Source organism: Bacillus sp. FSL K6-0923 (genome assembly GCF_038630825.1).
Lineage (GTDB): Bacteria > Bacillota > Bacilli > Bacillales > Bacillaceae > Bacillus > Bacillus pumilus.
In genome coordinates, this window is sequence record NZ_CP152044.1 from 646,603 (window position 1) to 671,385 (window position 24,783).

Below are 24,783 nucleotides of genomic sequence, written 5' to 3' on the forward strand. Positions count from 1 at the left end.
ATGAAATTGAGGATTTAAAGAAAAACATTAACAAATGAAATTTATTGGCCGCCTAGAAGGACGGCCTTTTTATTTAAAGTATTTTTACATTAAGTATATCTGCAAATTTTATTAAATTTGTATCAGAACGGCTATCTTTTACATGAAACAGTTTCTTTATGTGGTCCACGTATACAACTCGCCCCGAAATTTCTCTGACAAACCCATTATCGAATAACTCAAAATTGAGGGGCATGTCCTCACTCATTGCGGTTGCAATGATGTATTCAAATTCTTCTAATTGCTCGGGACTTAGAATCGGCTGTTCAATTTTCTTTTTTGAAAGATGCAGTTGTCTTAATGCCTCATTATGTTCTGGCAAGATGAATTTCATCTGCCATCTATTCTGATCTTTTCTTTCATCCCACACAGTATCACCTCAATAGAGATTATAACCGAATGTTTGTTTGGTGTCTAAATGTGGTGTATAATTAAAATATACGGTTTAACCTGCGGAAACAGGTATTAAAAAAATTCGTATATTTCAATGATTAACTTCTTCTTATATTACTCACAAGTGCGACTGTCTTGCGAAAGACAGTTCTTTTTTGTTATTTTGTTATCTTTTTGAAAATAACACAAAAATAACGAAAGTTGCGTTCAAATGCGAAAAAATGCGGTGTTTTCTTGTTTTATCATTGTTGTTTTTTATCAAGGAAACCCTTGAATGAAAGAGACGGAAATCCCGCGAAAACAGGGTGAATTATGGGTGGAATGATGTAAACACCCTCGAAAACCCCTTGAAATATAGGGGTTTTTGTTATGTCTTCATTTGGTCAAGAATGTTGATGAATTGAAACCTTCACCGCTTCTCATTCGTTAACATAAGAGATAGTGATTTTGGGAACTTTTTCTTAAGTGAAGAGTTTGAATGATTTTAAAAAGAAAAGCGGTGATCACATGGGCTTTACTACTTGGGTAGCGATTATTGTTGTACTGGCCGTCGTGTTTGGGTTGTTTGGATCGAAAAAGCGTGATAAATAAGAGGTTGCAACCCACTTCTACAGAGGAAGTGGGTTTTTTATTGCAAATACAACATTAATGAACTATACTAATTTTAATAATTTATTGTAAATGCAACAAAAGGGAGTCGTGATAAATGAAAGAGATTTTACGGGAAATCGGCGTTATTGCTCGGGCGCTTGATTCTATTAGTAATATTGAATTTAAAGAGTACGATTTAACGAAGGGGCAGTATTTGTATCTTGTGCGTATTTGTGAGGAGCCGGGCATCATTCAGGAAAAGCTAGCGGAAATGATCAAGGTGGATCGAACAACAGCTGCTCGTGCTATCAAAAAACTAGAGCTTCATGGTTTTATTGAGAAGAAAGATGACCCGGTGAATAAAAAAATCAAAAAGCTGTTTCCAACCGATAAAGGGAAAATCATATATCCACTGATCAAACGAGAACATGATTACTCGAATCAAGTAGCGCTGGATGGATTTTCTGAAGAGGAAGTGGAACAGATAAATGAGTATCTCCACAGGATAAGACAAAATATCGAAAAAGATTGGGATTATGTGAAAAAAGGAAATAAGAGACGCTACTAAATGATAAGGAGTGATAACTTCAATGACCGTTACTTTTATTCCATGTAATGATCAGCATGTAAAAGAGCTGCAAAAAGTCGGCAGCGACACGTTTAAAGAAACCTTTCAGGATCCAAACGAAGCTGAAAATATCGATGCTTACGTAAAGACAGCCTTTCATCCGAACCAGCTGTTAAAAGAATTACATCATCCATTTTCACAGTTCTATTTTGTTCAAGTGAATGGCGAAGTTGCTGGTTATTTGAAGGTCAATATGGAGGATGCGCAGTCAGAAGAGATGGGAAGTGAAGCGTTAGAGATTGAAAGAATTTATATCAAGCAGTCCTTTCAAAAACAAGGATTAGGCCGATATTTAATCAATCAAGCTTTTGAGATCGCGAAGGAATATCATAAACGTGATGTTTGGCTTGGCGTGTGGGAGCACAACAAAGCGGCCATCGCATTTTATCAAAAGCTTGGGTTTGTTCAAACAGGGGTGCACGCCTTCCTTTTGGGAGACGAAGAACAATTGGACCTCATTATGACCAAAACACTTAGCTGATCAAAAAGGGGGAAGGGAACATGCATATTCCATCATTTTTTCAAGTGAAAGATATGGAGGAAGTAAAAGCATTTATTCAATCACATTCATTTGCAACAGTTGTGACCACGACGGATGGAAAGCCCATTGCGACACATATTCCAGTGAGTTTTCTTCAAATTGAAGATTCGTTTGTGATCTCAGGGCATATGGCCATTGGAAATCCTCAGTGGAAAACGTTTGAAGAGAATGAGCAGGTGCTCGTGATTTTTCAAGGGCCGCATGCCTACATATCCTCTTCATGGTATGAAAAAGAAGCAGTACCGACATGGAATTACCAAGCTGTTCATGTTTATGGAAAGGCTAAACTGCTTGAAAAATCGGAACTGGTCAAAGAATTAACAACGATGCTGGAGACATACGAAAGCCATAGAGAACAACCAGTGTTATGGCATACGTTGTCTGATGAATTGTTAGAGAAACAAATGAAAGGCATTGTAGGCTTTAAAATCATCATTGATGAAGTTCAGGCTGCTTTTAAAATAAGCCAAAATCGCAATGAAAGGGATTATGCTCACATCATTGAAAAGTTGGAAGCAGAGGGTGACGTGGAAATGGCTGAGGCAATGAAAAAGGGAGTAAAGGATGTATGAGAAAAGCACTCTTATGATCAAGAGTGCTATTTTGTTTTGAGAGAAATGAGAAACTTGGCTTATAATGTCACATTTTCTTTAAAATTACATAAAAAAATCCACTATTTCCATAAAAAATCAGATCGATTCCTTATAATAAAAGTATCTGAGAAATGGGGAGTGAGTCAAGATGGACCAAAACTTGCTGCAAATGAATCAAGTGAGATCAGAGGATGAATTAGCGGTTGTTAATATATCTTCTACAGAAATTGGGGCGCTGTCAAAGGAAGCGGCTGAGCGGATTTTACAAATGAAGGATACGGATAATATTCATCAACTGATGTATGTTCCGATTGAAAAGAAAGCAGATTTGCATTGGCTGATTCAACGTGTTGGACAGGCGTTAGAAGTTGAGGATAACGATATCGTTGCGCTTGAATTGGCTGATTTGCTCTATTTCTTTGTCATTCCATTTTATAAGGAGTATATTTTGAGGGAACATCATTTGTATGAGTGTATAGATGATTTGTTGGTACGATTAGCATCATGGACTCACTCAGATATTCACACACTGGTCGATGCGATGAGAGACGATTTGTTTGTATAAACTTGAAAAAAGCTTGTAGAGCGATCCTCTACAAGCTTTTCTAAATTATTGGGCTCTTTCCCAAGTGATCTTTGTTTCATTTGTTTTTTTCGTTCCCTTTGCCAGCACCTTACCGTTTTCTTGTTTCACGGTGATGTTTAGGTCGTAAAAGGAATAGAGGGCGCCAAGACTGTCATTTTCAGGTTTGTGCAGGTTGTTTTCTTTTTCAGTTGATGCCCCAATGGCCAGCGTTTTGGCAAAGTTTAAACCGATGACTTCAGCGTAATCACTATTGGTATCAGAAGAAGCTGTTACATTTAAAGAAATGACTTTTTTCTGTTGATCAACAGTGATATCCGTGTCTTTTATAAGTTTAGACTGCTCCATCACTTCTTTCGTTTCTTTTTGAATACGTTCATTAATCGTTGGAAGTGCCTTCGTTTCTGTTTTTTGTTCGTTTGCCGTATTTGAGCAAGCTGCTAGCATGAAGAGACTTGCAACTAGGCTCATGAAAACAAGTAGATTTTTTTTCACGTTCGTTCTCCTTTTTTCTTCGAAGTATGTATGTTTATGTTACCACGAATCCTTGATTTGATTAAAAGAGAAGTGTTGATATGCTGTGAACAATAAAAAACACCCAAAAAGGGCGCTTCAGCGTGTAGACAAACCTTCGCATTCGTTGTCAGGTCTGCGCTCCGGTGCTCACGAATGTCAAATTCGCTCCGCTCCGATGCTCGTCCTTCCTAGACTTCAAAGGTTTTCTATCACGCTGAAAAGAAAACAAAGGGCTAAAATAAAGTTCATTTTAGCCCTTTGTCAACAATCTGAAGCACCCAAAAAGGGCGCTTTTTTTCTTATTGTGCTGAAAGGCTTGTACTTAATGGAACAGAAGAAATGACGGTGAATTTTGGAGTCGCAGCACCAGACTCTAAATTTTTACGTAAAAGCGATGATTTGATGGATCCATCCCATTTTTTATAGATGCTTCCTGAAGTATTTGCACGAAGCTGTACATTTGAGAAGCTTGCTTGTGAGTAGCTGTTTGTACCATTATCTTGTACACCGTGTACCATCTTGACGACATCGAGGTTTTTCAGACGGCTAGGGTTGTAAACAGGCTGTTTATAGCGCAATGTCCCATTGACGTATAGTGACACTGTGCCATCACCATTATTGATGAGCTTTAAGTTGACGCGTGCGCCATCCTTAATGCTCTTATCGTATTCGCTGTTCCAGTATTTGCTGCCGCCTTGTGAGCCGCTGCCTAGAAAGACCTTGTAGCCAGAAGACGTTTTTGAAATACCGCTTTCAACAACGGCAGAACCGAGGCCGAGATACCAGTCCGCATAGCCATTTTTAATGGTAGCTGTTTTCGGCAGCACAATATCAGCCGAGATACCTGACCATTTGGCCTCATCCGTTTGTGTCACAATCGCGCCGTGACGAGGACCAGCTGCAGAGGCGGGAATACTTGATAGCATCAAAACGAAGGCCAAACCTACACTCAAAACGATAAACCACTTTTTCATGAAAATTCCTCCCTAAAATGGATTCACTTTCATTATATAAAATGAAAGGAGGGATCTACTTACAATTTTATGGATGGTTTTGGTATTAATTATGAAAAAAACCGGTCGAAAAGTGGTCAACTTGTATTCGAATTGTAACGTGTCTGTAAAATAAAAGGGTGCATCTTCATGTATAATGAGTTCAGAAACCAAATACGGAGGATTTTTTAATGAATAAAAAGCTTATCGCGACAATCGTAACAGTAGCTAGTTTATTTTTGGCGTTTAGTTTCTCACATGGAGCAAGTGCAAAAAAAGTAAGCGGCAATATTACTTGGTATAATGGTGTCGGTAAAAAAGGCGCAGATGGAAAAAAACTCGGTCATTGGGATGCAGCAACTAAAATGGGATTTGACGTACCGAAAAAAGGTACAAAATTAAGAGTGACAACAAAAGCGAAACCACATAAAGTGATTACAGTATATAAATATGATGTAGGTAGAATGCCAAACGCTGTATTAGACGTTAGTCCAAAAGCATTCAAAGCACTTGGGTATAAAACAAGTAAAGGTGTCGTAAAAGGACATTACACTTATTAATACATAGGCATGCAAAGAAGCGGGAAAAGTTCATTTTCTGGCTTCTTTTCTTGTAGAGAGGGTCTGAAAGGCAATGAAAAAATCAACATGGTGGATCATCACGGTCATCGGAGTCGCAGTGATTGCGGCCGTCATTTTCTTTATGATGAAGCCGGATCAAGAGACGAAGCATGCGGGAAAAGTGAAAACAAATCAGAATGCAAAAGACGAATTACTCGTTTCATTTACAGATCAACAGTTAAACAATACGTATTATCTGCATGACCGGGCGCTTCATACGGAGAAACTGACAGCATATCCTTCGATTGCTTATGATTCTACGAAACAGCTTTTATATTACACGTATACGGATGAAGACACGCAAAAAGTGAGTATTCGAGAATTGAATGTAAAAACGGATGAAGAAAAAACGCTATTTACGAGTGATGATTCCATCGACAGTATGAGGCTGTCTGGAGACGGGAAACAGTTATATCTTAGGTATAATAAGAATTCTGGGGAACAATTTTATGTCGCTATGTTTGATGTCAACACACACAAAGTGAATGTATTGTATCCAGAAAAAAGCAAGGATGACACGGTAAGTTCTTTTGCATATGATCCGGCGTCAAACCTTCTGGCAATCCAGCATTATTCGTTAAAAGAAGATTACAAGAAAACCGACGAAGCGAATGAAAAGGGAAGAGATCCTGAACCAACGACCATGAAAATCACCCTTCAAACAGGCGCGAAGGGGAAGCGAATTGCACGCATCTCGCAAACGATTAATGATATTTCATTTTCACCAGATCATAAGACATTGATTTATACAGAAGTGAAGGTGCGAAATGAAAAAGAAGTATCTTCTATTAAAATGCTAGATGTAGAAACAGGAAAACAGGCAACACTTGTTAAGAACAGTAAGGATGTGCATATTTTAAGTGCCGCACAGCCGCAATTTTCTACGGATGGGTCTTCTGTTTATTTCTTAGGTGTTGCTAAAAACGCAAAGGAATTAAAGGATGACACCGGACGAAAAGCAAAGGTAAGAACGATTTTTGAATACGATATCAAGAAAAAAACAGTGGAAGCCGCATGGGAGAAGGATGGCGGGATTGTTAACAATTTCACTGTCAATCGATAAAAGGTACGTTCAGTTATTTTTATATAACTGGACGTTTTTTTATTTTGTCGTTTGACATGTTGCAGAAATTGAGGAATTTATGTAAGGAAAATCAGTTTTTAAGGTGGGAAATGTGTGGTATTTTCGTATTTTGCTTATGTGACAGAGGAAAAGAAAGAGAGTAATATGAATGGACATAAAAAACGAGAGGACAGATGGCTTCTCGTTTTCACTGATTTATTTGGTGTTATTGTCTAATAAGTTTTGAAAGATAAACAGGGCATTGATGGAGTGAGGGAATCCAGCAACTTTTGTACAGTGCTTAATAATCTCCATGATCTCTATGACAGAAAGTCCGATATGTAATGCTTGTTCAAAATGAGTCTTTAATTCTTCATCACAATCGCCTTTTGTAATGAGGGCAGATAATGTGCTGATGGCCTTTTGTTTTTCATCTAATATGAAGTGGTTGAATTCTTTTTGTTCACCGAGTTCAATTGTTAGCTGTTCAATATTTGACCGAATGCTCTCGTTTTTCTGAATTGAAAGCTTCTCTATGTTACCTGCCGCTGTTTCTTGTGTGATCTGGCAAGTCTCTTTTTCTTCATTCAAATTGAACTCCTCCGTTTTTTATCGCAATTTTCCATTTGTTCGTTCATTGTGGCAAATGTGCCTTTTGATACATGCAATGGGTATATAGTAGTATTATCGGTTTGCTGCGTCAACTTTTTAAGTGTTGAATGTACAAATAAATGCCATTTTAAGTCATGCTTTGTTTTATTTTAGAATGATTCAATGAAAAGGAAGGAAAGGGCTAATATATCGCTGTCTGTTAGCCCTTCGTAATGATTTACTCAATACATGTTTTTACGTATGTGACGGGGGATCGGTTTCATGTTACTAAATAATATCCATCGGCCGCATCATGTCATAATCTTCGTGCTCTAATATATGACAATGCCACACATACCTGCCGCTGTATGGAACAAAGCGAGCGATGATTCGAATGACTTCACCGGCATGCGCTTGAATGGTGTCCTTGTAGCCTTGTTCATGTAAAGGAGGGGCTTCGTTCGGTCCTGTATACACAATGTCTCCTGTCGATTGATAGACCTCTGTATCAAATGGTCTTCTGTCTATCACCCTAAATTGAACAAGATGTAAATGAATGGGATGTGTACCCCTTGTTGGATTGACGATGGACCAAACCTCTACACTGCCCAGCCGAGGATTTTCCGTGACGGGGTCATTCCAAAAATGGTTATCCAGCAATAAAATGGGGCGGCCGTATTTATCCTGTGTACCCGTAAGAGTGAGCGTGCGCTCTTTATCAGCTCGACTAGGACGAAGCGGTGGAAGCGGTTTGAAAATAGGCCGTAATGTTTTAGGCGCTCTTCCTTTTAGCGGACGTGTGACTTTAAATTGCATGATGTTGGCATCTGTTTCAGGATTTACTTCCTGTCCGCAGCCGGCTTTATTTTTAAGGATGATCGTTTTGTTTTCGTAAGCCGAAAAATCGATGATGACATCAAATCGCTCAGCAGGAGCAATGCTAAAGGATTGATGGTGAACAGGTCTTGGCAAAAAGCCGCCATCAGATCCAATTTGCAAAATCGTCGCATCGTTGTCTAGATGCAGCTCGTAAGTTCTTGTATTGGATGCATTTAAAATACGAAAACGGTATTTTCGTGGTTCTACTTCTAAATACGGCCATACTTTTCCATTGACCAAAATGGTTTCTCCGCAAAAGAAGGGCACGATGGACGGATCTGGTAGGTCACTCTCTTCTGGCGTGTTGTTTGGTCTGCTTGGATAAAACAGAGAGCCATCCTCCTGAAACGTACGGTCCATAATCATTAAAGGAATGTCATAGTCATCTTTCGGCAGCTCTAAGGACTTTTCAAATGCATCTGAGATCAAATAAAACCCAGCTAAACCGGCGTACACATTTAGTCGTGTCAATGCCATCGCATGATCGTGATACCACAATGTGCAGGCTTGCTGATGATTTGGGTATTCGTACACTTCTCGTTCAAAGAAGGGGCCGGTTGCTTCAAAGTCTCGTGAAAACCAAGCCTCTGGATAGCCGTCACTGCTTGCTGGTGTGACACCTCCATGTAAATGAACGACGGTTTTGACTTCTGGTTCATCATGATGGCCTTCGTGAATGGTGTGATCGACCGGTAGAAAATGCTTAAGTGGCAATTTGTTCATCCATTTCACTTTGACTTTTTCATTTCGATTCGCATGAATGGTTGGACCAGGCAAACTGCCATTATAGGTCCATAGCTTGGTTGGGGGTAGGTCTCTATGAACTTTTAGAAATACCTCCTCCATAGTGATTTCATAATACGTTTGTCTTGGGTTCTTTTTGACGGGCTCCGCAACTTCTGGAATTGGTAGCTCGTCAACAAATTTTTCTAGGTTCATGTTATCTAATCCTCACTTAAAATCCAATTTGATACAGTATAAGTGCGGACATGAAAATAGGTGAATAAAATAAAAAACCCGCTTTTCAGCGGGAACATTACGGATGTTTATTTTCAAGCGCTGCATTTGCAGGCACCTTTTTATTCGGTTTAAAGATGAAATAAGCAGCAAGCACACCGAAGGTAATGATACTTGTCAAAATGAGCTGTGGTCTCATTGATTCGATAAACAGCATTGATGCCAAGATGGCGCAAATGACCAAAATGGTAAAGTACGTGAGATATGGGTACAGCCACATTTTGATTTTGAGTTGTTCTGGATTTTCTTTTTCGATTTTACGGCGCATTCTTAATTGTGAAACAGCAATGACCAAGTAGACAAGAAGGGCAATCGCACCAGATGCATTGACTAAGAACAAAAAGATGGTTTCAGGATAAAAGTAGTTCATCATGACGGCAATGTAGGAAAAGAAGGTGCCAGCAACTGTAGCCGCTACAGGAACACCACGTTTGCTGATTTTCATAAAGCGTTTCGGTGCTTCGCCTCTTTCTGCCAATGAATAAAGCATTCTGGACGTTGTGTACAATCCGGAGTTTAAGCAAGATAGAACGGCTGTTAAAACAATGACGTTCATGACTTGAGCGGCTGATGGAACCCCGATGTATTCTAATACCGCAACGAACGGGCTTGTTAAAATACTTGCTGAATTCCATGGAAGCAGGGTGACAACGACAGCGATTGATCCGACGTAGAATATGATAATACGCCATACAACAGAGCGGGTAGCTGTTGTCACAGACTTGACCGGGTCTGCTGATTCTCCGGCCGCTATTGCCACAATCTCGGTTCCCATGAAGGAAAAGATGACAACGACAATTCCGAGTAAAACAGAGCTGAATCCATTTGGAAGGAAACCGCCGTTCCCCGTTAAATTAGCAAGACCGACAGTATGATGACCACCAAAACCAAAGATAAATGCAAAACCGATGAGTAGAAAGAGAATAATGCTGACGACTTTTATTAATGAGAACCAATATTCAAATTCGCCAAAAGATTTAACAGAAAAGATATTTGTTAATGTTAAGAGGATCGTGAGGATAAGACTTGTGAGCCAAACAGGTGCATCTCCATACCAATACTGAATAATGGCAGCACCAGCAATGGCTTCGATGGCGATGACAATCACCCAGAAGAACCAATAAAGCCAGCCAATTGTAAAACCGGCCCATGGACCGATGGCGTCGCTCGCATATTGTGAGAAGGAACCGCTTGTCGGATAGGCGCATGCCATTTCTCCAAGCATTCTCATAATAAAGATCACGAGAAGTCCGGCAAAAGAATAGGAAAGAATGGATCCAGGCCCTGCAGAATGAATGACAGCGCCGCTACCAACAAATAGCCCTGCGCCAATAACCCCAGCAATGGAGATCATTGAAATATGTCTTGTTTTAAGATTTTTTTGAAGACCGTTTGTCATGTTGGACATGTCTTTACCTCCAAACATTTCTCCTGATAGAGAATTTGTTTTTAGAATATTTTAAATTTTATCACACTGAATTGTCATTCAGCATTGGACAGGTTATCAAACTGACATTTCAAACCTCTTAACATGATGTTAAAAAGTATAAAGGATTTGAGAGATTATGTTCCCTCTTTTTCCTCTGTTCATTCTTAAAAATAGCATAAGATCGGATGAAGAGAAGTTGTGTCTTAAAATAAAATTATTCTGACAATTAATTAGTAAGAGTGATATTGCCCATATGATCCTCGCAGAGTGAATTGGAAAAAGGTTGATGGGAGTAGGTCTTGAGGTCAATTGACCTTATAAAAATAAGTTTACTTAGGTCAACACATTTCTATGTATCCTATTTTGCTGACACAAGCGAATCATGTTGCTGTAGACCCACACGGGCTTTGCTTTGTAAGATAAATAATAGAAAAGTGATGTGTGAGGAGGCGCGGTTCGACATGGAGCGCTATAACGAATTAAGACAAGGTGAAACAGGTGCTTGGGTCAGCATCATTGCCTACGTGATCTTATCTGCGGTGAAACTTCTGATTGGGTATACGTTTCATTCAGAAGCCCTTTCGGCAGATGGATTGAATAATACGACGGATATTATTGCATCCCTTGCAGTATTGATTGGACTTCGTATTTCTCAAAAACCGCCTGATGAAGATCATCCATACGGTCATTTTAGAGCAGAGAATATTGCGTCTCTTGTGGCGTCCTTTATTATGATGCTTGTTGGACTTCAGGTTCTGCTGAGTGCAGGCCAGTCGCTCTTCTCGTCTGAGCATCAAACACCCGATATGATCGCAGCTTGGACGGCAGCAGGAAGTGCTGTGGTGATGTATGGTGTGTATATTTACAACCGCAATCTGTCCAAACGGATCAATAGCCAGGCTCTTCATGCAGCAGCAGCTGATAATAAATCAGATGCGTATGTGAGTATCGGAACATTTGTAGGGATTATCGCCTCTCAATTTCAACTGGCATGGATTGATACGCTTGCAGCGTTTGTGATTGGCCTCATTATTTGTAAAACGGCGTGGGAGATTTTCAGAGATGCTTCTCATTCGTTAACGGACGGTTTTCATATAAAAGATATGTCCAAATATAAAGAGACCATTGAAGCAACACCTGGGGTGGGCGATTTGAAAGATATTAAGGCACGGTATCTCGGAAGCACGGTCCATGTGGATGTAGTAGTGGAGGTCGAGCCGCACTTGAACATTGCAGAAAGCCATGATATTGCAGATGAGATCGAACGTAGAATGAAGAAGGAACATGATATTCTTCACTCTCATGTTCATATGGAGCCAGCAGGTGAGCCAAAAGAAGAGAAGAAGTCTTTTCCATCGTGAGAAGGCTTCTTTTTTTCTACGTGTTGATGTTTTATGCAATTGCGCGTTGTATGGTAAAGTTAGACTATATGAAATTTAACGGAAACGTGATAGGAGGATCAGGATGGCATTTGATGAACCAATGCATTCAGATTTAAAAAAAATCGTAGATAACATCAATAAAGTCATGGTTGGGAAGAAAGACATTGCGATATTAAGCCTTGTTGCGATTTTGGCGAAGGGGCATGTGCTGCTAGAGGATGTGCCTGGTGTTGGGAAGACGATGATGGTTCGTGCTTTGGCAAAATCGATTGGCTGTGAGTTTAAGCGAATCCAATTCACTCCTGATCTTTTGCCATCTGATGTAACAGGTGTGTCGATTTATAATAAAAAGACAAATGAATTTGAATTTAGGCAAGGTCCCATTATGGGACAGATCATTTTGGCTGATGAGATCAACCGGACCTCTCCAAAAACACAGTCTGCATTGCTCGAAGCGATGGAGGAAGGCAGTGTCACAGTGGACGGAGAAACAATGCTGCTTGCTGATCCTTTTTTCGTCATGGCTACGCAGAATCCAGTGGAATATGAAGGGACTTATCCACTGCCAGAAGCGCAAATGGACCGTTTTTTATTCAAGCTACAAATGGGGTATCCGACCATGCTGGAAGAGCTGGAGGTACTCAACTTGCAGGAGAAGCAGTCCCCGATTGATACGCTCCAGGCAGTGATGACAAAGGATCATATCCATGCGCTGCAGCAAGCGGTTCAGACCATTCATGTGGATGCATCCATTAAAGAATATATTGTGGAAATTGCACAGGCGACACGTCAGCATCCATCTGTTTATCTAGGTGTGAGTCCAAGGGGATCGATCGCCCTTATGAAAGCGGCTCAGGCGTATGCGCTGTTGAACAGGCGAGATTATGTGATTCCTGATGATGTACAGTATTTGGCGTCTTATACATTACCGCATCGAATGATTTTGACATCAGAAGCGACGTATGAAGGGAAGAAGGCGGAGACACTGCTGCGACAAATGCTTGAGCAAATTGGCGTGCCAGTTCAAAAGTCGATGAGTCAATGAAATTAGGTCATCGTTTCGCTTTTTCATTATGGTTACGGGTGATGATGCTCATCATTCTCACTGCCGCAGTCTTTTGTTATGCCATGTTTCAAGGAGGGTTTGTGAGTTGGTTCCTTTTTTATGCATTTTTACCATATGCATTGTATGCTTTGCTGTTTGCGCTTGTTCCGCTGAGAGTGACTGCGAAAAGGACATTACAACAAACTCACTTGAAGGCGGGAGACGTGCTGCCTGTTGACCTTGAAATCAAGCGGACAAATCTATTTCCATACGTTTACGTCTTGATTGAGGAGGATCCGCCAGACACCTTTCATTTACAGGAACAAATTGAAATGAAGCAAATACTGTTTCCTTGGTTTCGGAAAACGTGGCGTTTTTCCTATCAATTGAATGATGTCATGCGCGGGGAACATCATTTGTCAGCAGTTCGAATCAAAACGGGTGATATGTTTGGTTTTGTGGAGAAAGAAGTCATCATCCCGTTAGAAAAAAAGCTGCTTGTTTATCCGAAAATGCTCGATCTTCAGGTGGAGTCTGCTGAGTCATTGAATGAAAATGGAGGCAAAGCGGTTCGCTCGTGGTTAAATGAACCGACCCATGTGACAACAGGTGTAAGGGAATATCAGCAAGGCGACCGTTTTGCCTGGGTGGACTGGAAGACGACAGCTAGAAGAGGTCAGCTCATGACGAAGGAGTTTGAACAGAATCAAACAAAGGATCTTGTCGTGTTTGCTGATTTTACCGATGAAGCGGTTTTTGAGACCGTCGTGTCTATTGCAGCGTCTGTCCTCCAATCGGCAGTGAAAAAAGGGGTTCCGGCAGGCCTTGTCCCACTTGGTGATCAGCGTGTCTTTCGAGTGGATCAAGGGGAATCTCATTTGCAGGACATGCTTTACTTTTTAACAAGGGTGCAGCATCATCCTTCTCGCGTACTCGAATATAAAGCGTTCGCAGCGAGTGAGTACCAATACTCTGGAAAATATGTCATTACGGGTCATCTGCATGAAGAGCTTGCTGCGAGCCTCTTTGGAAATCGAAACAGAAAGAACATCACTGTTCTTTTAGTGAAGAGAGCCGTGGATCGATTCACGACAAAAGAAAAACAGCTTGTAGACCGGCTCAAGGCATCTGGAATACGCACGACCGTTTTATTTGAAGACCGGCTGCACGAAAGAACTGTGAGGTGACAAACATTTATGCTGCATACGCATCAGCGGCAAAGCCGTTTTGAGTTGTTCATCTATTATGCTGTAGCATTCCTGCTGCTTTGGGAATGGCTTCGACCGCTTCAAGATTTTACAGAGACGAGTCATACGTCTTATTTCATCATTTTTATAGGGCTTACATGTTTGTTTACATTCTTTCGTTTGAAGTGGTATGTGACGTTTCCTATTTGTACTGGCTTGATTTTGCTCGCCTTATATTTGATCTTTTATCAAGCAGAGCCAAGCTATCCGGCTCCATTATTTGCTGATATCAAAGATAATATCACCTTGATGAGCACAGGTATGTGGAGTGACATGTATCCCTCCTTCCGCACATTATTGTTTTATATTTTGCTATGGCTGCTTGTCTACTTGCTTCATTATTGGGTGGTCTATCAGCAGCGTATCTTTTTCTTTTTACTCATGACGATTGTGTATGTCACGATTCTGGATACGTTTACGCCATATGATGCAACCTTTGCGATCGTTCGTATTATGGTGTTTGGTTTTTGTTTGCTTGGGTTGCTGTATTTCGATCGACTGCGTTCTGCTGAAGGCATCCGGGTATCACAGAAGGCGCGTCTAAAGTGGTTTTTGCCTATGCTGGCGCTTGTTCTTCTGTCAGCGACACTCGGCGCTTCTTTACCAAAGTCTGATCCGAAATGGCCTGATCCTGTCCCATTTTTTAAGGCGGTGACGAATCAAGATGGCTCTGCCGGACAGAATAAGGTGGGATATAGTACAGATGATTCGTCGCTTGGCGGACCATTTAGTGAGGACCGCACACCGGTCTTTAAATGGAGCGGGAAGGAACCCTCCTACTTTCGTGTCGAAACAAAGAGCATCTACACCGGAAAGGGCTGGGAGGATGCCTCAAATGATACGAAACCTACGCGGCTAAAAGAGGACAGTGTGCCGAATCGCTGGTTTACCGAGCGTGTAAAAACAGAGATGCACGAAACGAGAGTCGATATGGAATCGAATTATCGTTTTAATCATGCCGTCTATCCGATTGGGACAATCACACTGACGCCAATGGAAAACATTCCGCTGCAAATGATGGGGAAAACGGAGAAAATCGTCCCATCCGTTCAAAATCCGCCGAAAAATTTAGGGAACTACCAAGTCACCTTTTTGTCTCCTACATTTATCCTTGAGGATTTGCAGAGAATCAAAGTTCCGACAAAGAAGCAGGTCAATCAGGAGGTTGGCCGTGAATACTTACAGCTTCCTTCCTCATTGCCAGAGCGAGTGAAAACATTGGCAAACAGCTTAACGGAAACGAAGGATAATATGTACGATAAGGCTAAAGCGATTGAGGATTACTTAGGGTCTGCGAAGTTTTCATATGAAACGCAAAATGTCGCTGTGCCTAGTCGTCAAGAAGATTATGTGGATCAATTTTTGTTTGATACGATGATCGGCTACTGTGATAACTTTTCAACCTCTATGATTGTACTGCTTCGTTCGATTGGGATTCCGGCGAGATGGGTGAAAGGGTACACGTCAGGTCAATTATATGAAACACAGATGGATGGAAATAATGTGTATGAAGTGACCAATAACAATGCGCATTCATGGGTAGAGGTGTATTTTCCAAATAGAGGCTGGGTGACCTTCGAACCGACAAAAGGTTTTACGAACCCAGAGACCTTTACAAATGAATCGGCTTCAAGTGATCAAGCAGATGATGATCAAAAGGAAGAAGATCAGTCTAGCTCCGATGCAAGCGAAGATCAGCAGGCCGAACAGCCGCAGCAGCAGGAGACAGCGCAGACGGCTGAACCAAAGAAACAAACAGCGCAAGCGAAGCCTAATATGGTACATGTTGGTTCAATCCTGGGTTTTGCGGCAGGAGCTATGATCCTTCTAGGATTGATCAGCTGGATGCTTTATCGATTCAGAGCAAGATGGCTGCCATTCTTTATTGTGAGAAAGGTGAAACGTCTGCCAGAGGAGGAAGCATTCTTCTATGCGTATGCTGCGCTATTAAAGCAGCTGAAGCGCAGGGGAATTGAGAAAAAACCTGGCATGACGCTAAGAGAATTCGCTTCTTTGATCGATGACAAGGATGGAGATCATCGGATGTCAGAGTTGACGCAGCTCTATGAGCGGGCACTCTATCGACGAGAGGATGCGTCGGTGCTTTGGGGGCAATCCGCAAAGTTATGGGAAAATTTAATAAACAGGAGATAGTCTTGACCCCGTACCTTCCTGTTGTTAGAATAGGTGAATATTAAAACCTTCTAAAATACATGAAATTGAAGCGTTCGGATGTGAGTCTGGGCGCTTCAAAAGCGTGATTCACACTGAGAGCAGGTTTTCTCCTCTCATTTTTTCTGTGCGTTTATAAAAAAATATATTGGACATAGAGGTGACACCATGACAAATTTAGTAAATGAAATGATTTTGGTTCTAGATTTCGGCAGTCAGTACAATCAGCTGATCACACGCCGTATTCGTGAATTTGGTGTGTACAGTGAGCTTCATCCGCACACTTTAACTGCTGAAGAAATTAAAGAAATGGCGCCTAAAGGAATCATCCTTTCTGGCGGACCAAACAGTGTTTATGATGAAGGATCTTTCCGCTGTGATGAAAAGATTTTTGATCTAGACATTCCGGTTCTAGGCATTTGCTACGGCATGCAGCTTATGACTCACTATTTAGGCGGGAAAGTAGAAGCGGCAAGCCAGCGTGAATACGGAAAAGCAGATATCCACATTAATGGAACGCCTGCTTTATTTAAAGACCTTCCGACTGATCAAGTCGTTTGGATGAGCCATGGTGACCTCGTTGTTGAAGTACCAGAAGGCTTTACAGTTGATGCAACAAGTGCACATTGTCCAAACTCAGCGATGAGCTTAGCTGAGAAGAATTTCTATGGTGTTCAGTTCCACCCAGAGGTTCGTCACTCTGAGTACGGAAATGACCTATTGAAAAACTTTGTCTTCGGCGTGTGTGACTGTGATGGCAAATGGTCAATGGAGAACTTCATTGAAATCGAAATGCAGAAAATCCGTGAAACAGTAGGAGACAAACAAGTACTGTGCGCACTAAGCGGTGGTGTAGATTCATCTGTTGTGGCGGTATTGATTCACAAAGCCATTGGTGATCAGCTGACATGTATTTTCGTTGACCACGGTCTTCTTCGCAAAGGCGAAGCAGAAGGGGTTATGAAGACATTTAGCGAAGGTTTCAACATGAACGTGATTAAAGTAGATGCAAAAGATCGCTTCTTAAACAAGCTAAAAGGTGTGTCTGATCCTGAGCAAAAACGTAAAATCATCGGTAACGAATTCATCTATGTATTCGATGATGAATCGGACAAGCTAAAAGGAATCGACTATTTAGCACAAGGAACACTTTACACAGATATCATTGAGAGCGGAACAGCAACGGCACAAACAATCAAATCTCACCACAACGTAGGTGGTCTTCCAGAAGACATGCAGTTCGAATTGATTGAGCCTTTGAACACGCTATTCAAGGATGAAGTCCGTGCCCTAGGTTCAGAGCTGGGTATTCCTGACGACATCGTCTGGAGACAGCCATTCCCAGGTCCAGGACTAGGTATCCGTGTACTAGGTGAAATTTCTGAAGAAAAACTAGAAATCGTCCGTGAATCGGATGCAATTCTACGCGAAGAAATTGCCAACTTCGGCCTTGAGCGCGACATCTGGCAATACTTCACGGTTCTCCCAGACATCCGCAGCGTAGGTGTCATGGGTGACGCAAGAACATACGATTACACAATCGGTATCCGTGCTGTTACATCTATTGACGGTATGACGAGTGACTGGGCAAGAATCCCTTGGGATGTACTTGAAAAGATCTCCAATCGTATCGTGAATGAAGTGAAGCATGTGAACCGCGTGGTGTATGATATTACGAGTAAGCCGCCTGCTACGATTGAGTGGGAGTAAGAAACTAAAATGAATTGAAAAAGCCTATTTTACAGTGTTTATTGTGAGTTAAAAGCTGTAAAATAGGCTTGTTTTTATATAGTTCCCCACCAAGTCTTTCACTTCAACCTAAATATTGAAATTAATAGTATTTGTTGTATATTTATAACGGAAATAATAAAATATAATCATAAATAATTAATGGCTGAGATTTAAGGAGAGGTATTACAAATGGCTGAAATTGAAATCCATCCCGTAGATCCACACTGCACCATATCGGAGCACTTTCTAATTTTTCTGATTTTTTCTATTATACCAAGTTTACAAAAAAGAGATAGTGGTAGGGATATCTTTTTCAATTGATTTTTTTTGTCCTATGGGTGTCTTATCTTCATTTTACTTCTGCTTTAATGTGGTATCCTCTTCACCAAATATAAATCCGAGGCCACAAATAAAGGTAAGTGAATTCACAGCGAACAATAAAATCGCACCAATTTTTTTCATGGCAATCAATCTCCTCTTCACTTCAGTCTGCTAGCCTTCAAAATTTAAATTCACTGGTTCATCCTCTAAATGATCCACAGTATTTTGTTCTGTCACTGGCACACTTTCATCTACAATTTTAAAACTAAGTTCGTCCATCCAAATTTGACCTGGACCTTGTAGTAATATGCCAAATGCAATGACTTCACTTTTTACTGGAACATCTAGTACGACACTAAAATGATTCCATCCATTTGTTCCTGTAATGGGACGGTTCATCATGTTGTCAAACGCTAGAACTTCACCTGAAGAGTGGTCAATTCTCATCCATAAACCAGCTGAGCCTTTCACATCTTCGCTTTTAACAAAAGCAGAAAATTGAAGCCGTTCTCCTCGATAACGATCAGACTTAATTTGCTGCATCAATGTTGCGAAACCTCCAGCTTTTTCATCTTTTGATTTTAAATAAGCGGAGTTAGTCCCACTGTGTACAATTCTGTTATCCAAACCTGTTTCATAGTCAGATGGGGTATCCCCCGTCATAATCCAGCCAGTAGGTGTGTTCTGATTGTCAGCCATATTTGTTTCCTCCTCATTAATCACATTCCTTAATAATTTCCGATAACGTGCGGGTGACATGTCATATATCTTCTTAAAGGCTCTAGTGAAGGATTCCTGTGAACTAAATCGATACTGCAATGCGATGTCAATCGCCCGTTGATCCGTATGAATTAAATCCTTTGCCGCTTGGGTCATTCGTCGTTCCCGTATATAATCAACCACTGACTTCTTAATCACTTTTTTGAACATACGGTGAAAATGAAACCTAGAATAACCAGCATGTTTCGCTAGAGTTTGTAGCGGTAAATCGTCTTTTAGATGTTGTTCAATATAATTCAATGTTTCTTGAATCGTTTTTTCATGTTCTTGATAGGACAATCGAGCACCTCCTTGCTTTACGAGTTTAGTATAGCGGAAATCATCTTTTAGAAACTTGACTTTTTGTGCTATGTTGCAAGATCAAAGAACGGGGAAAAGCATTTTAAGAAATAAATAAGAAAATTTTGTACCTTCCTGTTGTTCGTATAGGTGAATATGAAAGCCATCTAAAATACATGAAATTGAAGCGTCGGATATGAGTCCGGGCGCTTCAAGGCAGGTTTTTTCACTTAGTTATTCTGTCAAACGATACGGAACAGCAACGTAGGCATCTAAATCTCAACTCGTATCGTAAATGAAGAGAAGTATATGAACCGATATGAAGGTGAAGCCACTTACTGAAATAAGGGGATTCTAGCTCTTTTTCGTTTTTAAAGGAAATCCATAAACATTTGCACGAAACACTACTAGTAATCCAAGTGCAATGAGGAATACCATGACCAATGGAATAGAACTTACGTCAAATGATTCCATCAGAATGGCTCCAATTGCACTCCCGCCGCCAATAGCCAGGTTCCAAACAGTAACCAGCATAGATTGAGCAAGATCAGTACCTTGTTTCGCATGATCTGCTATTGCTGTCTGCGTTAGTGTTGCTGCTCCCCCAAAGGTTAATCCCCATAAAGCAACCGCAACATAAATGATTGCAGGCTGACTAATTCCGATACCTAACGCTAATGATGCCAATCCAAACCCAGCAAGACTCATTAAAACCAAAGTGCGTAATATTCGTTCAATGAATATACCTATCATCCAGATTCCAATTAAAGATGTAACGCCAAAAATGAGTAAGACCAAATCAACCCGCTGGGAAAGGCCTGCTTCGGATAGATATGGTGCAATGTAAGTATAAAGTATATTATGGGAAAGTACCCAAGCCAATACAACAAATAGAATGGGACGAACACCAGGAGTAATAAACACCTTGAATAGGCTCGTTCGCTTTTCTGAAGTTTGTCCAGGGAAGTCTGGTATTTTCCAAAAAATCCATAAAATTGATAATACAGCTAGTAATGACATGATACCAAAGACAGTTCTCCAACCAACAAGGGAGCCAAGAAATGTCCCAACAGGTAGACCAAAAGCTAATGCAAAAGAAGTACCAATCATAGCTATAGCCATAGCTTTTCCTTTCAATGACTTCGGTGCCATCAACCGTGCGTATCCCGCTGTCATTCCCCACAGTATTCCCGCCGTTACACCCGCAAAGAAACGAACGATTAGAGTTAAAGTCAGACTAGAAGAAAGGTCTGTAATCGTGTTAAATACAAGGAATCCAGTCATACATAAAAGAAGCAATGGTTTCCTACGCCAACTTTGTGTTGCTGCTGTAAGTGGAATAGCTGCAATGAGTGAGCCCGAAGCATAAGCCGTAACAAGTTGACCTGCTAGGGATTCTGACACACCAAGTCCTTCACTGATCGGTATCAATAGACCTGCTGGCATTGTTTCCGTAAGAACACATATGAATCCAGCCATAGCAAGTGTAATTAAGCCAGCCCAAGGTAGACGTTCTGAAGGTGATGTATAAGGTTTTTGATTTGGTTTAGTTAAATTAAAATGGTTATCCATTTGTAAAAGCCCTCCTGATTAGTTAATGAAATCAATTATACTAACAGGTAGTTGAGTTTTACATATGATAATCAAGGTATTAGTATGTATTTAACTTTGAAATTAAGGAAATTCAATGATATTGGTTTTGAATTATTATATAATGATTTTTAGAGTTTATCATTCTAAATAGTTATGGTGAAATGTCAGTATCATCTAATGATATGGAGGGATTATTACATGGATAGTATTGATAGAAATATATTAGAATGTTTACAGTCAGATGCTAGGTTGTCAATGACTTCCCTTGGAAGATTGATAGGGCTGTCTCAACCAGCAGTTACGGAAAGAGTGAAAAGATTAGAAGAGCAAGGGGTGATAAAGGGGTATAGTGCTGTCATTTCAAATGAGAAAATTGGAAAACCTATAGTGGCTTTTATCCTTTTCCGAACCACCACATGCAATCATTTCGTTGATTATTGTAAGGAGGCTTCACAAGTAGTAGAATGTCACCGAATTAGCGGAGAATTCAATTATTTGATTAAAGTAGTAGCCGAATCTATAAGGGATCTTGAATTATTTGAAAATGAGAGTATGAAGTATGGGAATTCCACTACATTGATTTCCTTATCATCACCCATAGAAAGCAAACCTTTGATACCAAATTTAATAGAAAATATTTAAGGACAAGCCTCATATGCTAGCTGGCATAATCGAAACAACGGACTTCAATCAAAAAATGAATGTGGTGACGATTGGCTATATCTTGGCGGAGGAATACTGGGGTAAGGCCATTGCAACAGAAGGGGGTCTCTACACTAGTGAAATTTATGTTTGAAGAGATTGATATCAATAGAATTCAAGTGGAGGTCAAGCTGGCAAACGAGGTATCAAAAAAAGTCCTTTTGAAAAATGGTTTTATCAAAGAAGAGCTGCTTAGACAAGCTGTTTTATGGTCTGGCAAAGAGGTTGTTGATTCGATAACATGATGCTGAGGATATCGGCTTTTGTTACGATCTAATTTTTCTGTTTTCGGAATGCCTTTTAGAAAATAAAAAAGCGAAGCACTGAGCTCGCTCATTTCTCTTTATTTCATTTCATTGGAAAATTGCATATCATTCAGTTCTTCGTTTTGGTGATCCATTTTCCTCGTTCTTCAATCCAAGTGTGCTGTTTCATTCCTTTCCTCCTATTCTACTCACCTGCCATTATTAAACATTCAATTTTTTATTCTTAATTTTCTCCACAAAATCACGGCAAGAACAAGCAAGATGACACATTGAATGGATAGTAAAAGCATTTGCATTCCAACAGGCGTATTTCCATTTGTCATTTGATCCACGATATTATGCACCGCGTGCCACATGATGACCCATTGCAGGCTGTTAGTGAGTGCCACAATTTCAGCTGCAACGAATCCAAATAAAAAGGCGAATAAGATTTGTGCCACTGTTAATGTGAGGCTTTTTCCGCTTAGTAGATTAGCAGAATGACCAAGGCCGAATAGTACGGCAGATCCCCAGATGGCGGTACTCAGATTGATCTGTTTTAAATATTGAAACAGAATGCATCGAAAGATTCCTTCTTCAAACAGACCGACACACACCATGAAGAAACAAAGTGCTATAAAGGAAGAAAGGGTTAGATCCTTATTTAATCCAGCAATAAATGGAATGGCCTCGATGATAAGGATGGGAAATATCCACATACCAAGAGACCCTTTTCGAAAACCTATTTCTTTCAAGTGAAAACGACTTTTTTGAATAATGAATAGAAGTAAAAGACACCCAGCCAGCATCGCACAGCCATTGATGAGATAGATGTTCGTTGGATCGGTTACTTCTTTGATGGATATATAGACGCCTGCACTTGTTGGGATGATTAAAGAAAACAACAGTAGAAGTACTGATTTTCGAATGATTGTGATTGGTTTCATGTTTTGATTCCTCCTCTAACGTCAGAATAGTGGAATCAAGCAGAAGTCACAATGAAATCTTCCTAACATGTCAATATTTAGCCCTAAGATGCACTTTAAGATGTTGTTCGTTTCTTTCGCTGCTGTAAAAGTTCGTTGATTTCCTCAGCAGTTGCTTGATCTTTTTTATACAATAGGTACTTCATCAAAAAGAATAATGCCATGACCACAAGGAAATTCACGATGAACGAAAGGAGACTGATTTCAGCGCTGACAATGATGATGGTGGTCATAATCATACACATCACAAGGACGATATATAGAATTTGTTGAAAAAGAATCCGTTTATGACTGTACGTTTGTTTTGGATATAGCAAGAAGGTTAGGGCGCTTGAAAAAAAGGAACTGAACATGATTGCTTGTAAAATATAGATGGGCATCGTTCCAAACGTGAAACAGTAAATCAATACGAGTGCAGTAAAGATCATACAAAATGTGATCAAAAGATTTGTGATATAACGTTTCATCCTGTTCACTTCCTCCGTAACCCAAGCTTCTCTTTTAATGCTTGAATATAAAAACGTGAAATCATCACTTTTTCTCCATTTGTCAGGTTTGCTTCGAAACGGCCGCTCGTTTTAGGAGAAATAGACGTGATATAATCAATATTAAGAATCATCGATTTCGAAATCCTGACATAGTCATGCGCCTCAAGTTGCTCTTCGAGTTCAAATAACTTTTCTTTTATAAGAAACACCCCATCTGTCGTATACAAAAACGATCTTTTATCGACGCTTTCTATATATAAGATGTCGTAATAATAAATCTTTTTCGTTTTTTCTTTCTCAGGATCTTTCGCTAGGAAGAAGGGGGCTGATTGCTCCACTTGCTGGACAAGCTTTTCAATCGTCGAATTAAGCTCATAAATGTGAAAAGAAACATATTCTGATTGCGGCTTTTGAATGAAATGAATATCTGTTTTCATTTGTTTTATTCGTAATCCTTCTTCAAAATCGCATACATATACACATCATCAAACCCATCCTGACCAAGATCATACTCTCTCAATAAACCCTCTCGTACAAAGTCAATCTTCTCCAATAATTGAACAGAGGACGTGTTTGCTGGATCAATGATGGCTTCAATTCGGTTCAGGTTCATCTCCTGAAATCCATATCGTAACACCGCAGCAATCGCTTCCTTCATGATGCCTTTTCTCCAATGATCGTGGTGTAATTCATAGCCAATTTCGGTGCGATAGTGCTGTTTTTCTAGATTGAGAAAGCCGCAGCTGCCGATGATCGCAGGATCTTCTTTTAAAGAAATGCCCCACCTGATGCCTGTTTGTTCTTTGAAGATATTGTCATACCACTTGATTTCTCCTTTTGTGTCTTCGATGGATTTATGAGCATCAATGCCCATGTAGCGGCACACGGTTTCATTGGATAAATAGATATGCATATCCTCAGCGTCTTCGATCGTTGCTTGTTTTAAGATTAGTCTTTCGGTATGAATTGTTGGAAATAATTGGGGAAAGGTCATTTTGTTCATGTGTTTATCCTCCATGTGATGTCTTTTGTTCTGTACATGCCTTACAATAAAAAACCCCTTCATTCCTCAGCCAAGCCTTCACCTCTGTCATTCCTTTTCTCTTTGGATAGACCAGCTTAACGTACACTTCTTCGTTTCCTTCTATCTTTTTCTGACAGCTAGCACACGTGGGTTCTTCGAATCGAAACAATCGACATACTCCTTTTTGTAGATATTTCTTCCATTATATCAAAAGTTCAAGTTGCTCTTTCGACTCCATTCTTCACTTTCTCTATTTTTATCCGACATATGCTAAGTAAAAGAAATGTCCGTTTGTTGAAACCGTTTGAGAGAA

At 40.2% G+C, this 24,783-nt stretch carries 27 protein-coding genes and 1 pseudogene; 15 read left to right on the top strand and 13 right to left on the bottom strand.

Going from position 1 to position 24,783, the window contains the following annotated elements; translation table 11 throughout:
* Nucleotides 1–73 precede the first annotated feature (73 nt).
* Nucleotides 74–409 (bottom strand): YolD-like family protein, encoded by a 336-nt coding sequence (locus MHI16_RS03325; protein WP_322000661.1) that lies wholly within the window; start codon nucleotides 407–409, stop codon nucleotides 74–76.
* A gap of 488 nt (nucleotides 410–897) precedes the next feature.
* On the opposite strand from MHI16_RS03325, the gene MHI16_RS03330 reads away from it, so the two are divergent.
* The 5 genes from MHI16_RS03330 (at nucleotide 898) to MHI16_RS03350 (ending at nucleotide 3,350) form a co-directional block, all read left to right on the top strand.
* The gene (locus MHI16_RS03330) at nucleotides 898–1,023 is read left to right on the top strand and encodes a hypothetical protein (RefSeq protein WP_268467507.1); all 126 of its coding nucleotides are present in this window, start codon (nucleotides 898–900) and stop codon (nucleotides 1,021–1,023) included.
* 115 nt (nucleotides 1,024–1,138) lie between these two features.
* Complete coding sequence (locus MHI16_RS03335) at nucleotides 1,139–1,591, top strand: MarR family transcriptional regulator (RefSeq protein ID WP_058015559.1); 453 nt, start codon at nucleotides 1,139–1,141, stop codon at nucleotides 1,589–1,591.
* Nucleotides 1,592–1,613: 22 nt separating this feature from the next.
* Entirely contained in the window at nucleotides 1,614–2,132 is a 519-nt protein-coding gene (locus MHI16_RS03340; RefSeq protein WP_058015558.1) for a GNAT family N-acetyltransferase, read from the top strand.
* A 20-nt stretch (nucleotides 2,133–2,152) separates the two neighbouring features.
* Nucleotides 2,153–2,764 carry an FMN-binding negative transcriptional regulator gene (locus MHI16_RS03345; protein WP_058015557.1) on the top strand — a complete coding sequence of 204 codons (612 nt, stop codon included), beginning with the start codon at nucleotides 2,153–2,155 and terminating at the stop codon, nucleotides 2,762–2,764.
* 169 nt (nucleotides 2,765–2,933) lie between these two features.
* The gene (locus MHI16_RS03350) at nucleotides 2,934–3,350 is read left to right on the top strand and encodes a hypothetical protein (protein ID WP_058015556.1); all 417 of its coding nucleotides are present in this window, start codon (nucleotides 2,934–2,936) and stop codon (nucleotides 3,348–3,350) included.
* Nucleotides 3,351–3,395: 45 nt separating this feature from the next.
* On the opposite strand, the gene MHI16_RS03355 is transcribed toward MHI16_RS03350, so the two are convergent.
* Complete coding sequence (locus MHI16_RS03355) at nucleotides 3,396–3,863, bottom strand: hypothetical protein (RefSeq protein WP_061406967.1); 468 nt, start codon at nucleotides 3,861–3,863, stop codon at nucleotides 3,396–3,398.
* A gap of 320 nt (nucleotides 3,864–4,183) precedes the next feature.
* Entirely contained in the window at nucleotides 4,184–4,858 is a 675-nt protein-coding gene (locus MHI16_RS03360; RefSeq protein WP_061406969.1) for a hypothetical protein, read from the bottom strand.
* 209 nt (nucleotides 4,859–5,067) lie between these two features.
* Between MHI16_RS03360 and MHI16_RS03365 the strand changes: the two genes are divergently transcribed.
* The 3 genes from MHI16_RS03365 to MHI16_RS03375 all read left to right on the top strand — a co-directional run bounded on the left by MHI16_RS03365 (nucleotide 5,068) and on the right by MHI16_RS03375 (nucleotide 6,796).
* Complete coding sequence (locus MHI16_RS03365) at nucleotides 5,068–5,436, top strand: RlpA-like double-psi beta-barrel domain-containing protein (RefSeq protein ID WP_003213878.1); 369 nt, start codon at nucleotides 5,068–5,070, stop codon at nucleotides 5,434–5,436.
* A 73-nt stretch (nucleotides 5,437–5,509) separates the two neighbouring features.
* A complete protein-coding gene (locus MHI16_RS03370; protein ID WP_342498085.1) occupies nucleotides 5,510–6,559 on the top strand; it encodes a hypothetical protein in 1,050 nt (349 codons plus the stop codon).
* 114 nt (nucleotides 6,560–6,673) lie between these two features.
* A complete protein-coding gene (locus tag MHI16_RS03375; protein WP_257474570.1) occupies nucleotides 6,674–6,796 on the top strand; it encodes a hypothetical protein in 123 nt (40 codons plus the stop codon).
* On the opposite strand, the gene MHI16_RS03380 is transcribed toward MHI16_RS03375, so the two are convergent.
* The 3 genes from MHI16_RS03380 to gabP form a co-directional block, all read right to left on the bottom strand.
* Entirely contained in the window at nucleotides 6,776–7,150 is a 375-nt protein-coding gene (locus MHI16_RS03380; protein WP_058015553.1) for a carboxymuconolactone decarboxylase family protein, read from the bottom strand. The genes MHI16_RS03375 and MHI16_RS03380 overlap by 21 nt on opposite strands.
* A gap of 288 nt (nucleotides 7,151–7,438) precedes the next feature.
* Entirely contained in the window at nucleotides 7,439–8,968 is a 1,530-nt protein-coding gene (locus MHI16_RS03385; RefSeq protein WP_342498086.1) for a multicopper oxidase domain-containing protein, read from the bottom strand.
* 97 nt (nucleotides 8,969–9,065) lie between these two features.
* Nucleotides 9,066–10,454 carry a GABA permease gene (gene gabP, locus MHI16_RS03390; RefSeq protein WP_058015551.1) on the bottom strand — a complete coding sequence of 463 codons (1,389 nt, stop codon included), beginning with the start codon at nucleotides 10,452–10,454 and terminating at the stop codon, nucleotides 9,066–9,068.
* Between the two features lie 482 nt (nucleotides 10,455–10,936).
* Here gabP and MHI16_RS03395 point away from each other — a divergent pair, with 482 nt between their 5' ends.
* From MHI16_RS03395 to guaA, 5 genes are all read left to right on the top strand, one after another.
* Nucleotides 10,937–11,836 carry a cation diffusion facilitator family transporter gene (locus tag MHI16_RS03395; RefSeq protein WP_044141457.1) on the top strand — a complete coding sequence of 300 codons (900 nt, stop codon included), beginning with the start codon at nucleotides 10,937–10,939 and terminating at the stop codon, nucleotides 11,834–11,836.
* Between the two features lie 103 nt (nucleotides 11,837–11,939).
* On the top strand, nucleotides 11,940–12,902 hold the full coding sequence (locus tag MHI16_RS03400) for a MoxR family ATPase (RefSeq protein WP_058015550.1): 963 nt from the start codon (nucleotides 11,940–11,942) through the stop codon (nucleotides 12,900–12,902).
* A 101-nt stretch (nucleotides 12,903–13,003) separates the two neighbouring features.
* Nucleotides 13,004–14,089: a DUF58 domain-containing protein gene (locus MHI16_RS03405; protein WP_235567083.1), complete on the top strand. Its 1,086-nt coding sequence runs from the start codon at nucleotides 13,004–13,006 to the stop codon at nucleotides 14,087–14,089.
* A 9-nt stretch (nucleotides 14,090–14,098) separates the two neighbouring features.
* On the top strand, nucleotides 14,099–16,303 hold the full coding sequence (locus MHI16_RS03410; RefSeq protein ID WP_342498087.1) for a transglutaminaseTgpA domain-containing protein: 2,205 nt from the start codon (nucleotides 14,099–14,101) through the stop codon (nucleotides 16,301–16,303).
* Nucleotides 16,304–16,489: 186 nt separating this feature from the next.
* Nucleotides 16,490–18,031 (top strand): glutamine-hydrolyzing GMP synthase, encoded by a 1,542-nt coding sequence (guaA, locus tag MHI16_RS03415; RefSeq protein WP_342498088.1) that lies wholly within the window; start codon nucleotides 16,490–16,492, stop codon nucleotides 18,029–18,031.
* 513 nt (nucleotides 18,032–18,544) lie between these two features.
* Here guaA and MHI16_RS03420 read toward each other — a convergent pair.
* Both MHI16_RS03420 and MHI16_RS03425 read right to left on the bottom strand, forming a co-directional pair.
* Nucleotides 18,545–19,432 (bottom strand): AraC family transcriptional regulator, encoded by an 888-nt coding sequence (locus MHI16_RS03420; protein WP_058015547.1) that lies wholly within the window; start codon nucleotides 19,430–19,432, stop codon nucleotides 18,545–18,547.
* 354 nt (nucleotides 19,433–19,786) lie between these two features.
* The gene (locus MHI16_RS03425) at nucleotides 19,787–21,004 is read right to left on the bottom strand and encodes an MFS transporter (protein ID WP_342498089.1); all 1,218 of its coding nucleotides are present in this window, start codon (nucleotides 21,002–21,004) and stop codon (nucleotides 19,787–19,789) included.
* Nucleotides 21,005–21,223: 219 nt separating this feature from the next.
* Between MHI16_RS03425 and MHI16_RS03430 the strand changes: the two genes are divergently transcribed.
* Nucleotides 21,224–21,667 carry an Lrp/AsnC family transcriptional regulator gene (locus MHI16_RS03430; protein ID WP_144525949.1) on the top strand — a complete coding sequence of 148 codons (444 nt, stop codon included), beginning with the start codon at nucleotides 21,224–21,226 and terminating at the stop codon, nucleotides 21,665–21,667.
* Nucleotides 21,666–21,972: pseudogene (locus MHI16_RS03435) on the top strand (GNAT family protein); the annotation flags it as partial. The gene MHI16_RS03430 and the pseudogene MHI16_RS03435, both read left to right, overlap by 2 nt.
* 230 nt (nucleotides 21,973–22,202) lie before the next feature.
* On the opposite strand, the gene MHI16_RS03440 reads toward MHI16_RS03435, so the two are convergent.
* The 5 genes from MHI16_RS03440 to MHI16_RS03460 form a co-directional block, all read right to left on the bottom strand.
* Entirely contained in the window at nucleotides 22,203–22,919 is a 717-nt protein-coding gene (locus MHI16_RS03440) for a CPBP family intramembrane glutamic endopeptidase (RefSeq protein WP_268467470.1), read from the bottom strand.
* Between the two features lie 95 nt (nucleotides 22,920–23,014).
* Nucleotides 23,015–23,425 carry a hypothetical protein gene (locus MHI16_RS03445; RefSeq protein ID WP_111912118.1) on the bottom strand — a complete coding sequence of 137 codons (411 nt, stop codon included), beginning with the start codon at nucleotides 23,423–23,425 and terminating at the stop codon, nucleotides 23,015–23,017.
* 5 nt (nucleotides 23,426–23,430) lie between these two features.
* Nucleotides 23,431–23,883 carry a LytTR family DNA-binding domain-containing protein gene (locus tag MHI16_RS03450; RefSeq protein ID WP_058015542.1) on the bottom strand — a complete coding sequence of 151 codons (453 nt, stop codon included), beginning with the start codon at nucleotides 23,881–23,883 and terminating at the stop codon, nucleotides 23,431–23,433.
* A 5-nt stretch (nucleotides 23,884–23,888) separates the two neighbouring features.
* On the bottom strand, nucleotides 23,889–24,449 hold the full coding sequence (locus MHI16_RS03455) for a GNAT family N-acetyltransferase (RefSeq protein ID WP_268467465.1): 561 nt from the start codon (nucleotides 24,447–24,449) through the stop codon (nucleotides 23,889–23,891).
* A 4-nt stretch (nucleotides 24,450–24,453) separates the two neighbouring features.
* Nucleotides 24,454–24,639, bottom strand: coding sequence for a hypothetical protein (locus MHI16_RS03460; protein WP_012009130.1), 186 nt, complete (start codon nucleotides 24,637–24,639; stop codon nucleotides 24,454–24,456).
* Nucleotides 24,640–24,783: the final 144 nt, after the last annotated feature.

Coding starts and splice junctions, on each gene's coding strand:
- MHI16_RS03335 (WP_058015559.1), top strand. CDS start 1,139: ATGAAAGAGATTTTACGGGAAATCGGCGTTATTGCTCGGGCGCTTGAT.
- MHI16_RS03340 (WP_058015558.1), top strand. CDS start 1,614: ATGACCGTTACTTTTATTCCATGTAATGATCAGCATGTAAAAGAGCTG.
- MHI16_RS03345 (WP_058015557.1), top strand. CDS start 2,153: ATGCATATTCCATCATTTTTTCAAGTGAAAGATATGGAGGAAGTAAAA.
- MHI16_RS03350 (WP_058015556.1), top strand. CDS start 2,934: ATGGACCAAAACTTGCTGCAAATGAATCAAGTGAGATCAGAGGATGAA.
- MHI16_RS03360 (WP_061406969.1), bottom strand. CDS start 4,858: ATGAAAAAGTGGTTTATCGTTTTGAGTGTAGGTTTGGCCTTCGTTTTG.
- MHI16_RS03365 (WP_003213878.1), top strand. CDS start 5,068: ATGAATAAAAAGCTTATCGCGACAATCGTAACAGTAGCTAGTTTATTT.
- MHI16_RS03370 (WP_342498085.1), top strand. CDS start 5,510: ATGAAAAAATCAACATGGTGGATCATCACGGTCATCGGAGTCGCAGTG.
- MHI16_RS03385 (WP_342498086.1), bottom strand. CDS start 8,968: ATGAACCTAGAAAAATTTGTTGACGAGCTACCAATTCCAGAAGTTGCG.
- gabP (WP_058015551.1), bottom strand. CDS start 10,454: ATGTCCAACATGACAAACGGTCTTCAAAAAAATCTTAAAACAAGACAT.
- MHI16_RS03395 (WP_044141457.1), top strand. CDS start 10,937: ATGGAGCGCTATAACGAATTAAGACAAGGTGAAACAGGTGCTTGGGTC.
- MHI16_RS03400 (WP_058015550.1), top strand. CDS start 11,940: ATGGCATTTGATGAACCAATGCATTCAGATTTAAAAAAAATCGTAGAT.
- MHI16_RS03410 (WP_342498087.1), top strand. CDS start 14,099: ATGCTGCATACGCATCAGCGGCAAAGCCGTTTTGAGTTGTTCATCTAT.
- guaA (WP_342498088.1), top strand. CDS start 16,490: ATGACAAATTTAGTAAATGAAATGATTTTGGTTCTAGATTTCGGCAGT.
- MHI16_RS03425 (WP_342498089.1), bottom strand. CDS start 21,004: ATGGATAACCATTTTAATTTAACTAAACCAAATCAAAAACCTTATACA.
- MHI16_RS03430 (WP_144525949.1), top strand. CDS start 21,224: ATGGATAGTATTGATAGAAATATATTAGAATGTTTACAGTCAGATGCT.
- MHI16_RS03440 (WP_268467470.1), bottom strand. CDS start 22,919: ATGAAACCAATCACAATCATTCGAAAATCAGTACTTCTACTGTTGTTT.
- MHI16_RS03445 (WP_111912118.1), bottom strand. CDS start 23,425: ATGAAACGTTATATCACAAATCTTTTGATCACATTTTGTATGATCTTT.
- MHI16_RS03450 (WP_058015542.1), bottom strand. CDS start 23,883: ATGAAAACAGATATTCATTTCATTCAAAAGCCGCAATCAGAATATGTT.
- MHI16_RS03455 (WP_268467465.1), bottom strand. CDS start 24,449: ATGAACAAAATGACCTTTCCCCAATTATTTCCAACAATTCATACCGAA.